The organism is Shinella sp. AETb1-6, from assembly GCF_009826875.1.
GTDB classification, from domain to species: domain Bacteria; phylum Pseudomonadota; class Alphaproteobacteria; order Rhizobiales; family Rhizobiaceae; genus Shinella; species Shinella sumterensis.
The window spans coordinates 25,067-36,426 of sequence record NZ_WUMM01000024.1 but is presented as its reverse complement, the minus strand read 5'-3'; the positions used below and the strand labels follow the sequence as shown (position 1 = coordinate 36,426).

Annotated in this window: 14 protein-coding genes; 13 read left to right on the top strand and 1 reads right to left on the bottom strand. The window is 63.6% G+C overall.

Annotated features, from left to right (window positions below):
* The first annotated feature begins 63 nt into the window (after window positions 1–63).
* Window positions 64–453 carry a hypothetical protein gene (locus GR158_RS24485; protein WP_160872972.1) on the top strand — a complete coding sequence of 130 codons (390 nt, stop codon included), beginning with the start codon at window positions 64–66 and terminating at the stop codon, window positions 451–453.
* A 33-nt stretch (window positions 454–486) separates the two neighbouring features.
* On the opposite strand, the gene phnF is transcribed toward GR158_RS24485, so the two are convergent.
* Window positions 487–1,245: a phosphonate metabolism transcriptional regulator PhnF gene (gene phnF, locus GR158_RS24480; protein ID WP_160872971.1), complete on the bottom strand. Its 759-nt coding sequence runs from the start codon at window positions 1,243–1,245 to the stop codon at window positions 487–489.
* 106 nt (window positions 1,246–1,351) lie between these two features.
* On the opposite strand from phnF, the gene phnG reads away from it, so the two are divergent.
* The 12 genes from phnG (at window position 1,352) to phnE (GR158_RS24420) (ending at window position 11,327) form a co-directional block, all read left to right on the top strand.
* A complete protein-coding gene (gene phnG, locus GR158_RS24475; RefSeq protein WP_160872970.1) occupies window positions 1,352–1,831 on the top strand; it encodes a phosphonate C-P lyase system protein PhnG in 480 nt (159 codons plus the stop codon).
* On the top strand, window positions 1,831–2,439 hold the full coding sequence (gene phnH / locus GR158_RS24470; RefSeq protein ID WP_160872969.1) for a phosphonate C-P lyase system protein PhnH: 609 nt from the start codon (window positions 1,831–1,833) through the stop codon (window positions 2,437–2,439). The genes phnG and phnH overlap by 1 nt, the downstream gene beginning before the upstream one ends.
* A 3-nt stretch (window positions 2,440–2,442) precedes the next feature.
* Entirely contained in the window at window positions 2,443–3,552 is a 1,110-nt protein-coding gene (locus GR158_RS24465; RefSeq protein WP_160872968.1) for a carbon-phosphorus lyase complex subunit PhnI, read from the top strand.
* Window positions 3,549–3,968, top strand: a complete 420-nt coding sequence (gene fosX / locus GR158_RS24460; RefSeq protein ID WP_160872967.1) for a FosX/FosE/FosI family fosfomycin resistance hydrolase — start codon at window positions 3,549–3,551, stop codon at window positions 3,966–3,968. The genes GR158_RS24465 and fosX overlap by 4 nt, the downstream gene beginning before the upstream one ends.
* Entirely contained in the window at window positions 3,965–4,843 is an 879-nt protein-coding gene (locus GR158_RS24455) for an alpha-D-ribose 1-methylphosphonate 5-phosphate C-P-lyase PhnJ (RefSeq protein WP_134651257.1), read from the top strand. The genes fosX and GR158_RS24455 overlap by 4 nt, the downstream gene beginning before the upstream one ends.
* Window positions 4,840–5,616, top strand: a complete 777-nt coding sequence (gene phnK / locus GR158_RS24450) for a phosphonate C-P lyase system protein PhnK (protein ID WP_160872966.1) — start codon at window positions 4,840–4,842, stop codon at window positions 5,614–5,616. The genes GR158_RS24455 and phnK overlap by 4 nt, the downstream gene beginning before the upstream one ends.
* A 2-nt stretch (window positions 5,617–5,618) precedes the next feature.
* Window positions 5,619–6,326 carry a phosphonate C-P lyase system protein PhnL gene (gene phnL, locus GR158_RS24445; RefSeq protein ID WP_160872965.1) on the top strand — a complete coding sequence of 236 codons (708 nt, stop codon included), beginning with the start codon at window positions 5,619–5,621 and terminating at the stop codon, window positions 6,324–6,326.
* Window positions 6,323–6,937 carry a DapH/DapD/GlmU-related protein gene (locus tag GR158_RS24440; protein WP_160872964.1) on the top strand — a complete coding sequence of 205 codons (615 nt, stop codon included), beginning with the start codon at window positions 6,323–6,325 and terminating at the stop codon, window positions 6,935–6,937. The genes phnL and GR158_RS24440 overlap by 4 nt, the downstream gene beginning before the upstream one ends.
* Window positions 6,938–7,090: 153 nt before the next feature.
* Window positions 7,091–7,951, top strand: a complete 861-nt coding sequence (phnC, locus tag GR158_RS24435) for a phosphonate ABC transporter ATP-binding protein (protein ID WP_134651249.1) — start codon at window positions 7,091–7,093, stop codon at window positions 7,949–7,951.
* 84 nt (window positions 7,952–8,035) lie between these two features.
* A complete protein-coding gene (phnD, locus tag GR158_RS24430; RefSeq protein ID WP_134651247.1) occupies window positions 8,036–8,941 on the top strand; it encodes a phosphonate ABC transporter substrate-binding protein in 906 nt (301 codons plus the stop codon).
* Between the two features lie 119 nt (window positions 8,942–9,060).
* Complete coding sequence (gene phnE, locus GR158_RS24425; RefSeq protein WP_160872977.1) at window positions 9,061–9,981, top strand: phosphonate ABC transporter, permease protein PhnE; 921 nt, start codon at window positions 9,061–9,063, stop codon at window positions 9,979–9,981.
* Complete coding sequence (gene phnE, locus GR158_RS24420) at window positions 9,978–11,327, top strand: phosphonate ABC transporter, permease protein PhnE (RefSeq protein WP_160872976.1); 1,350 nt, start codon at window positions 9,978–9,980, stop codon at window positions 11,325–11,327. The genes phnE (GR158_RS24425) and phnE (GR158_RS24420) overlap by 4 nt, the downstream gene beginning before the upstream one ends.
* The last annotated feature ends 33 nt before the right edge of the window (window positions 11,328–11,360 follow it).

Here is an 11,360-nt window from a genome sequence, read left to right as displayed (position 1 = left end):
GGCCCGGAACTTTCGTGCCGATGAGAAGTTCCCTTCCTGACATCAAATGCAGGGAGTGCTGACATGGCCCATCAGAAAGACGAACGCGGCGATCCGATCACCCGCACCCACGAGCCCGTCCGAAAGGAATATGCGGCTCGCGAGACGAGGCAGGGCGGTCCCGGCGTTCCCATTCTGAAGGTGTTGGGCGTGAGCCTCGTGCTGGCATTTCTCGTCTGGGGCGTGGTCGAGATCTGGGGCAACCGTATCGCGCCCTCCGACCCCGCCGATAGCGGTCAGGCCACATCGACCAGCGGCACATCGACGGGCACCGGCAACGCCACACCAAATGGCGCGATCGACGACACCGCTCCCGATAACGGCCAGACCGTTCCGACAGACCGCGAACCCACGCCACAGTCCGGCACGGGCGGTGAAAGCCAGCGCGTGACGCCCGACGGCACCGCGAACTGATCCTGTAATCCGAGAAGCGTGACGGTCGGTGACCTAGGCGGATTGGCCAAGGTCACCGATATCGTCTTTTTCGGGCTCCACCGTCAGCTTGACGCGATCCGCGGCGAAGCGTGTGCGCGAATACTGGATCGGCATACCCGCGAGATCGGTGTTGATGGCCGTCGCGACAAGGATGATCGCGCCAGGCGAGAGTTTCAGGTGGCGCATGTCATCGCCTTCGGCATGGATCGCGGAAATCTCCGTCGACCGGCGCACATAGTCGGAGACGCCAAGTTCGCGAAGCGCTGCGGTAATCGAACGCGTCTTCTCGTAAGCTTCGGCAATGCCGGCAAACCGTTCCGAAGGGAAATAGTGCGTTGCACGTGATATGGGGCGCTTGTCGGCACTGTTGACGGTTTCCATTCGCACGCACGGCGTTCCTGCCGCCAATCCCAACGCCTGCGCGACCAAAGCGGGCGCAACGTCCGTATCCGCCTCCAGCATCCGTCCCTCAATCTCGCGCGCCTGACTTCCGAGGCCCTGCGAGAAGCGCGTTCGCCGTGAAATCGGAAAACGCAGCCTGTCGCGCCGCTCGATGCGGGTGCCGACACCCTGGATGGCGCGCACGATGCCTTCATCTGCAAGCGTCGCCATGGCGCTGCGCACCGTATGGCGGTTCACGCCGAACCGTGCGGCAAGAACCGTCTCCGGCGGCATCATTCCGGTCTCATCGAAATCACCATTGTTGATCGCAAGGCGCATGCGGTCTGCAATCTGCCGCCAGAGCGCCACGCCCGTTTGTCGTTCCACCATTTTCGTCGCCCTAAGAAATATCTGTCACACCCTTGTCATTCCGCCGGATTAAGACAAGAATTAGATGTATAGTTGTCTAGATTAATAGACATTTAGGAGTGAGGCAATGGCATCAGTTCAAAAATCTGCCGACCCCGGCGCGACGGATGTCGATGGCGAGCGGCGCAGAGCGATCGGCCTTCTGGCAAAAGCGACCCGCGCCGAATTGCAGTCCGCGTTCGACGCGCTTGATGACAAGCCGGACGCGCAGCCGGTGCGCGGCCCGGAGACCGGCCTCGTGATGGTTCGCGGGCGTATCGGCGGCGGTGGCGCGCCGTTCAATCTCGGGGAGGCAACGGTGAGCCGCGCCAGTATTCGACTTGGGGACGGCACGGTCGGCCACGGCCAGACGCTGGGCACGGACGGCGCGAAGGCCCGGCTTGCGGCGATCTTCGACGCGCTTTTCCAGCAGCCGACACGCAAGGCCGCGGTCGAAAGGCTTCTTGCGGCCATTGCGGCGCGTGTTGCGGGCGAGGATGCCGCAAAGGCTCGCCAGACGGCCGCCACCCGCGTCGATTTCTTCACCATGGTTCGCGGAGAGGACTGATGACACCCGATACCGACACCTTTTCCGGCGGTTTCCCGGAGCCGGTCTTCGCAGCGCAGGCCGTCTTTCGCACGCTGATGGACGGCATGGCCCGTCCCGGCACGGTCGGCGACATCACCGGCGATGCCGTGCCGCCCGCACCTCTCTCTCCGGCAGCCGGCGCCATTGCACTCACGCTGTGCGATCACGATACGGCCGTGTGGTTGACCCCGGCGCTTGCCGCCTCTGCATTGCCCACCTGGCTTGCCTTTCACACGGGTGCGACCATTACCGCCGAGCGACAGGACGCCCGATTTGCCTTCGTCGAAAAGGGCGGGGTCCTGCCTGATCTCTGCCTCTTCGCGCAGGGCACGCAGGACTACCCGGATCGTTCAACCACGCTTGTGGTCGAGATCGAGGCATTCGAAGGCGGAAGCCCGTTCACGCTCACCGGGCCGGGTATTCGCACGCAAGAGACCATCACGCCGGTGGGTCTGCCCGACATGTTTGCGCAGTTTCGGGCGCAGAACCGACAGAATTTCCCCCGCGGTGTCGACCTGATCCTTGTCGCCGGCAGCAGGGTCCTTTGCCTGCCGCGCACCACCGTTCTGCACATCAAGGAGGCCTGAGCCATGTATGTTGCCGTCAAGGGTGGCGAAGCCGCCATTGCCAACGCTCACCGCCTTCTCGCCGATCGCCGCCGCGGCGATCGCGCACTGCCGGCGATCGGCATCAACCAGATCGTCGCGCAGCTCGGCCTTGCCGTGGACCGCGTGATGGCGGAGGCCTCGCTGTATGACCGGGCGCTTGCGGCGCTCGCCATCCGGCAGGCGCGGGGCGACATGATCGAGGCGATCTTTATCCTGCGCGCCTACCGTACGACCCTGCCGCGCTTCGGCTATTCGAAGCCCGTCGATACGTCCGCCATGGTGATCGAGCGCCGCGTCTCCGCGACCTACAAGGATCTGCCCGGCGGCCAGCTTCTCGGCCCGACCTTCGACTATACGCACCGTCTACTCGACCCGTCCCTGCTGGCGGACGCCGATATCGACGCGCCGCTGGAGCGCGAAGACAGCGGGGAGCCGGTCATGCGTGTGTCCGATATCCTCGCCGGCGAAGGCCTTGTAGAGGACGACGGCAGCCTGCCGGACGGCCATGTGCCCGGTGATATCACCCGCGAGCCGCTGGAGTTCCCGATGGCGCGCGACCTGCGCTTGCAGGCACTCGCCCGGGGCGACGAGGGTTTCCTGCTGGCGCTCGGCTACTCCACCCAGCGCGGCTATGCCCGCACCCATCCTTTCGTCGGGGAAGTGCGCATCGGCGAAGTCGAGGTAGAGCTCGACATGCCGGAGCTCGGCTTTTCCGTGTCTCTCGGCCGCATTCAGATCACCGAATGCCAGATGATCGCGCAGTTCAAGGGCTCGGCGAAGACCCCGCCGCAGTTTACGCGAGGCTACGGGCTCGTCTTCGGCCAGAGCGAACGCAAGGCCATGGCGATGTCATTGGTGGATCGTGCCTTGCGCGCGGAGGAATTCGGCGAGGATGTCGTTGCGCCCGCGCAGGATGAGGAATTCGTCATCTCCCATTCCGACAATGTGCAGGCGACCGGTTTCGTCGAGCACCTGAAACTCCCGCACTACGTGGACTTCCAGGCCGAACTTGCCCTCGTGCGCCGCATGCGGCGTGAATACGAGGAGAAACTGGCCGGCAGTACCGATGACATCGCGGAGGCCGCGGAATGATCGAGGGCCTTTCCCACATCACGTTCATCGTGCGTGATCTCGACCGGATGACGGACATTCTGCAGGGCGTTTTCGACGCAAAGCAGGTCTATGCCAGCGGAAAGCGGCAGTTCTCCCTTTCGCCGGAGCGCTTCTTCGTCATCGGTGGGCTCTGGATTGCCATCATGGAAGGCGAGCCGCTCTGCGAGCGCACGTACAATCACATCGCCTTCAAGGTGCCTCATGACACGCTGGACCTTTATCGCGAGCGCATCGAACGGCTCGGCCTCGATGTGCGGCCGCCACGCCCGCGCGTGGAGGGGGAGGGTCGATCCCTCTATTTCCACGACGACGACAACCATCTTTTCGAACTGCACAGCGGCACGCTCGACGAGCGGCTGGCGAGCTATTCCAGGCTGGAGACGGTGAGCAAATGAGCGATCTCGCAACCTACAATTTCGCCTATCTCGACGAACAGACGAAGCGCATGATCCGCCGCGCGATCCTGAAGGCCATAGCCATTCCCGGCTATCAGGTGCCGTTCGCCTCGCGCGAAATGCCCATGCCCTATGGATGGGGCACCGGCGGCGTGCAGGTGACGGCGGCGATCCTCGGGCCCGATGATGTGCTGAAGGTCATCGACCAGGGAGCCGACGACACAACCAACGCCGTTTCCATCCGTGCCTTCTTCCAAAAGGTCGCCAATGTCGCGGTGACCACCAGGACGCGCGAAGCGTCCATCATCCAGACACGCCATCGCATCCCGGAGGAAAAGCTGACGGCCGGCCAGACGCTGGTCTACCAGGTGCCGATCCCCGAGCCGCTGCGCTTCCTCGAACCGCGCGAGACCGAGACCCGAAAGATGCATGCGCTGGAGGAATACGGCCTCATGCATGTGAAGCTCTACGAGGACATCGCCAGGAACGGCCATATCGCCACGACCTATGCCTATCCGGTGAAAGTCGAGGGGCGTTACGTCATGGATCCTTCGCCGACGCCGAAATTCGACAATCCGAAGATGCACATGTCGGAAGCGCTCCAGCTCTTCGGCGCGGGACGCGAGAAGCGCATTTACGCTGTGCCGCCCCACACCGAGGTCGTCAGCCTCGATTTCGAGGATCATCCCTTCGAGATCCAGACCTTCGACAAGCCCTGTGCCCTGTGCGGCGCCGAGGACGTCTATCTCGACGAGGTCGTGCTCGACGACAAGGGCGGACGGATGTTCGTCTGCTCCGACACCGACCATTGCGAAGACCGCTGTGCACGGGGCCACCGCGGCCATCTGGCCTATGATAAGGAGGCTGCCGAATGACCGACACGCCCATTCTCAAGGCCCGCGATATCTCCAAATTCTACGGCGCGCGCACCGGTTGCCGGAATGTCTCTTTCGACCTCTGGCCGGGCGAGGTGCTGGCCATCGTCGGCGAATCCGGGTCGGGCAAGACGACGCTGCTCAATTGCCTTGCCACCCGGCTGATGCCGACGTCAGGTTCCGTCGAATACCGCATGCGTGACGGCCAGATGCGCGACCTCTCCCGCATGAGCGAGGCGGAGCGTCGCTTCCTGATGCGCACGGACTGGGGTTTTGTGCACCAGAATCCGGCGGACGGCCTGCGCATGGCAGTCTCGGCCGGCGCCAATGTCGGCGAACGGCTGATGGCCGTTGGCGAGCGGCACTATGGCAATATCCGCGATACCGCCGGCGACTGGCTGCGCCGGGTGGAGATCAGCGGGGACCGCATCGACGACCAGCCACGCGCCTTCTCCGGCGGCATGCGACAGCGCCTGCAGATCGCGCGCAACCTCGTGACGTCGCCACGGCTGATCTTCATGGACGAGCCGACCGGCGGCCTCGACGTCTCGGTGCAGGCCCGCCTGCTCGATCTTCTGCGCGGCCTCGTTCAGGATCTTGGTCTTTCGGCGATCATCGTGACGCATGACCTTGCCGTCGCGCGCCTGCTTTCGCACCGCATGATGGTGATGAAGGACGGCCTCGTCATCGAGCAGGGCCTGACCGATCGCGTGCTGGACGACCCGCGCGAAGCCTATACCCAGCTCCTCGTTTCCTCGATCTTGCAGGTTTAACCATGGCTACTCCACTCGTCGTTTCCGAAGTCGCCAAAAGCTTCACTATGCATCTCCGCGACGGCATCCGGTTGCCCGTCATGTCCAACGTCACCTTTTCGGTGAAGGCCGGCGAATGCGTCGTGCTGGGCGGTCCCTCCGGCATTGGCAAGAGTTCGCTGCTCAAGATGGTCTATGGCAATTATGCTGTCGATGGCGGCCAGATCCTCATCGAACACGGCGGCCGCCTGCTCGACCTGGCGAGCGCCGATCCGCGCACGATCCTGTCCGTGCGCCGGGCAACGCTCGGCTATGTCAGCCAGTTTCTGCGAACGGTGCCACGGGTCGCGGCTGTCGATGTCGTCGCCGAGCCGCTCACGGCGCGGGGAACGGACGCGAAAGAGGCGAGGAGCATGGCCGAGGCCATGCTGGCGCGCCTCAACCTGCCGCGTGAACTTTGGCAATTGCCGCCCGCCACCTTCTCCGGCGGCGAGCAGCAGCGCGTCAACATCGCCCGCGGTTTCATCACCGATCACCGTATCCTCCTGCTCGATGAGCCGACGGCTTCGCTCGACGCGAAGAACCGTGCCGTCGTGGTGGGCATGATCGAGGAGAAGAAGGCCGCAGGGGTGGCGCTTCTCGGCATCTTCCACGACGAAGATGTGCGCGAAAGGGTCGCCGATCGCATCGTGGATGTCTCCGCCTTCTCGCCGAGAAAGGCCGTGGCATGACGAAGCTCTCCGAAACGCCGCTGATCCACCCGACAGCGATCGTCTCCGATACGATGCTTGGCCGTTACACGGAAGTTGCCGAGAACTGCCGCATCAGCGAGGCCGAAATCGGCGACTATTCCTATATCATGGAGAGCGGCTCGGTCTGGTGCGCGACGATCGGCAAGTTCGTCAACATCGCCGCCTGCGTGCGCATCAACGCGACGAACCATCCGATGTGGCGCGCGACGCTGCATCACTTCACCTACCGCGCCAACGATTACTGGCCCGATGCCGACCAGGAGGCGGATTTCTTCGCGCAACGACGCGAGCATCGGGTCGCGATTGGGCACGATGTCTGGATCGGCCACGGTTCGACCATCCTGCCGGGCGTTACGATCGGCAACGGCGCGGTCGTGGGATCGGGTGCGGTCGTCACCAAGGACGTCGAACCCTATACCATTGTCGGCGGTGTCGCGGCGAAAGTCATTCGCGAGCGCTTCCCGCGAAGTATCGCCGATCGCATGGAAAAACTGGCGTGGTGGGACTGGGATCATGCCCGGCTGCGCAGCGCGCTCGACGACTTTCGCAAACTCGAGGCAGAAGCCTTCCTTTCCCGCTACGGCGGGTGAGAAGACGTACCGCAACGCCTGAAAACCAGGCCTGTGGACTGTTATTTTTCCGACATGGAACTGACATGGCCCCTTCATCAACGACGTTTAGAGCCAGTCCCGAAAGCGACAGGACCCAAGCCCGGGCGCCGAACGAAGGAAGAGGGAGCTGCCATGTTCCGACTGAAGAATGTCACCCGCCGTTTCGGCGAGCGCGTTGCCGTCGACAACGTGACGTTCGACATCCCGCAGGGCCAGATGGTCGGCGTCATCGGCCGTTCGGGCGCCGGCAAGTCGACCATGCTGCGCATGATCAACCGCCTTGCCGATCCGAGCGAGGGCACGATCCATTTCAACGATATCGAGGTGTCGTCACTGCGCGGCCCGGCGTTGCGCAACTGGCAGCGCGACTGCGCGATGATCTTCCAGCAGTTCAACCTCGTGCCGCGCCTGGATGTACTGACCAATGTCATGCTCGGCCGCCTCAACCATCGTTCGACCATCCTCAGCCTGCTGAGCATCTTCAGCAACGACGAGCGCATCATGGCAATCGCCGCGCTGGAACGGCTCGGCATCGAGCAGACGGCGCTCCAGCCCGCGGGCACGCTGTCGGGCGGCCAGCAGCAGCGCGTGGCGATCGCCCGCGCGCTGATGCAGAACCCCAAGATGCTGCTTGCCGACGAGCCCATTGCCTCGCTCGACCCGCTGAACGCCAAGATCGTGATGGATGCGCTGCGCGACATCAACGAGCGCGAGGGCATCACCGTCGTCACCAACCTGCACACCCTCGATACGGCGCGCGCCTATTGCGAGCGCATCATCGGCATGTCGGGCGGCCGGGTGGTCTTCGACGGCCCGTCGCGGGAGCTGGACGCCGAGGCCGTGCGCACGATCTACGGCACGGGTTCAGATGGCGCGGAGATCGACGAGAGGGTCACGTCCACTGCCATTCGCAATCCTGCCCGGCAGGACAACGAACCCGACAACGACAAGGAATCCGCCAGCCCCACACCGCTGGCACTGGCCGGTCTCTGACCCGCCGGGATCGAACGCCCGCGTCAAGGGCAACACAGACCGACAGGATTCGACTGCCGGCGAGGCCGGCAAAAGGAGAACGCAATGTTGAAGAAAGCTCTGCTCGCCGCCGTCGCAATCGCCGTGACGGCCGGTTCCGCCATGGCCCAGGACGTCAAGGTCCTGCGCATCGGTCTCGACGGCTCGGAAAACGAAGCCGACCAGATCCGCAACACCCAGTGCGTTGCCGACGGCCTGAAGGCCGCGACCGGCGTGCCGGAAGTCCAGATCTTCCCGTCGCCGGACTATAACGGCGTCATCCAGGGCCTGCTCGGCGGCACGATCGACATCGCCTCGATGGGCGCTTCGTCCTACGCCGCCATCTACCTTCAGGACCCGAAGGCTGTCGACCCGATCCTGACCTACACGCAGTCGGACGGCTCCAGCGGCTATTACTCCATCATGGTCGCCCGCAAGGATTCCGGCATCAAGACGCTGGCCGACGCCAAGGGCAAGAAGATCGGCTTCGCCGACCCGGATTCGACCTCGGGCTACCTCGTTCCGAGCGTGACGCTGCCGAAGGAAATCGGTATGCCGGTCAAGGAATACTTCTCTGAAACCGGCTTTGGCGGCGGCCACGAGAACCTCGTTCTCGCCGTTCTCGACGGCAAGTTCGATGTCGGCACGACCTTCGGTTCGGGCGTCGGCAAGTGGGAAGAGGGGTATACGGGCGGCAACCTCTACCAGATGGTCAACAAGGGCAACCTCGACATGGACGACATCGTCGAGGTCTGGAAGTCGCCGTTGATCCCGAACGGCCCGCTGATGGTGTCCAACAAGCTGCCGGAAGACATGCGCGCCAAGGTCGAGCAGTATTTCTTCGAGCTGCCGAAGAAGGACCTGGCCTGCTTCCAGTCCTACACGCAGGGCGCCAACAAGGACTACATCAAGGTCGACCAGTCGTTCTACCAGACGATCATCGACGCCCGTAAGTCCGTCATCGGCGGCTGATCGCCAACATGTTGTGGGTGGCGTCTTCAGGCGCCCCCCACCCCACAGGAGAAAGCGGCATGGCGTCCGGCACGGCTGAAAACACGATGAACGGTCTTGGACCGTCCGCCGCCGCGGTGATGCGGCACTACCAGCAGCAGCTGCGCACGCGGCGGATCTATACCGTCCTCGCGATCGTCGTCTTCCTCGTCGCGCTGTGGGCGTCGCTCGATTTCGCCAACAGCGCGAATTCCGGCAAGTTCTTCGAACGCCTGCCGTACGTTTTCGATTTCATCCGCAATTTCGTGCCCGACAGCCCGATGGAAATCGTGCGTGCGATGTTCGACCTGCCGTCGCCCTATGCCGACGGGTCGCTGCGCTACGACTATACGTCCGAGCGGGTCTACATCACGGATGGCTTCTATATCCCGCATTTCATCTACCAGCTGATCATCACGGTGAACATTGCGCTGATCGCCACGATCATCGGCTTCGTGCTGGCCTTCCTGCTCTGCTTCTTCGCCTCGACCAATCTCGTCGGCGCGGGCGCCACGCGCTGGGTCGTACGCCGGATCATGGAGGTCATGCGCGCCTTTCCGGAAATCGTGGTCGCCGGCCTCCTGACCGCCATCCTGTCCATCGGGCCGATTGCCGCAATCGTGGCGATCACCATCCACACGATCGGCGCGCTCGGAAAGCTGTTCTTCGAGGTCGTGGAGAACGTTGATATGCGCCCCGACGAGGGGCTGCGCGCCACCGGCGCGCGCTGGGTCGAGCGCGTGCGTTATGCCATCGTTCCCCAGGTCCTGCCGAATTTCGTGTCCTACACGCTGCTGCGTGCCGAGATCAATGTGCGGGCCTCGACGATCATCGGCGCCGTCGGGGGTGGCGGCATCGGCGAGGTGTTCCGCCTGGCCATCGGCCGCGACCACGCCGCCAAGACCTATGCGATCGTTATCCTCCTGCTCGTCACCATCATCGCGGTCGACCAGTTTTCGTCGTGGCTGCGCCGGCGCCTGATCGGCCAGCAGTTCCTCGACGCCGCACGGGGAGCCGTCTGATGTCGCCGACCATGATCCACGCCGCCGAGCGCGATCGGCTTCTGGCCTCCTATCCCGATGTCTTCCGGCGCAGCTTCTGGCAGCGTTGGGGACTGGCGCTGTGTGCCGGCGTTACCGTCCTCTATCTCGCCGTCTGCTTTGTTGCCTTCAATGTCGGCCCCGCGTTCATGCAGGGGCGCTGGGACCGTGCCGCCATCTATGTCCAGGACTGGTATTCCTGGCGCGCGCAACCGCGCCTGCGTTTCGTCGATGGCGCCGTCGTGCCGCAATGGTCGAGCCGCCGGCAATATCCAGAGGGTGCTGATATCGATTGGCTGCGCCCGATGGCGGATGGTGGCTATAGCGTGATTTACGACGGTGAGGGGAACCGGTTGGACGTTCATCCCGACCGCGTCGATATCTTCGTCGACGGAGCATCCTATCCGGTCGCCATCACCGCGGAGGGTGTGGAGCCGCCGGAGGGCGCGCCTGCGGGCGTTGTTTTCGACGGCACGAAGGTCATGGTCGATTATGGCTTCGAGGGCAGTGCCGAGATCCGCGGATCGCAGGTCTATGTCCAGCGCCGGTTCCTCGGCTGGGCGAACTTCTTCTTCGATATCCGTTCGCCCTTCTGGGGGAAATCGTTCGGCGAGATCGCGAACCTCGCGCTCCTGGCCGAGCGCGTCGATCCGGATCGTTCGAACGTGCGCCATATGGTCGATGACTTCCTGGGCAATAGCGCCTGGCAGCATGCCGATATCCTGTCCAAGCTGCTCCAGACACTGGTCATGGCTTTCGTCGGCACGCTTCTCGGCACGCTGTTTGCCCTGCCGCTCGCCTTCATTGCCGCCCGCAACATCACGCTGAACCGCGCCGCGAACTGGGGCATGAAGCGGCTCTTCGATTTCCTGCGGTCGATCGACATGCTGATCTGGGCGCTGTTCTTCACGCGCGGTTTCGGCCCCGGACCGATCCCCGGCATCGCCGCGATCTTCTTCACGGACACGGGCGCGCTTGGTAAGGTCTATGCCGAGGCGTTGGAGAACGTCGATGACAAGCAGCGCGAGGGAGTGAAGTCCGTCGGGGCATCGTCCCTGACCGTCAACCGGTTCGGCGTGCTGCCGCAGGTCCTGCCGGTCTTCGTCTCGCAGTCGCTATACTTCTGGGAATCCAACACCCGGTCAGCGACGATCATCGGCGCGGTCGGCGCCGGCGGCATCGGTCTGAAGCTCCTGGAGGCGATGGGCACGAATGCCGATTGGGACAAGGTGGCTTATATGGTGGTGCTGATTCTCATCGTGGTCTTTGTGTTCGATGGAATTTCGAATGCGCTAAGGTCGCGATTGATCGGAAAGCCGATGCATTGATGGCATGGCGGCATGATGCTGCCACAGGAATGC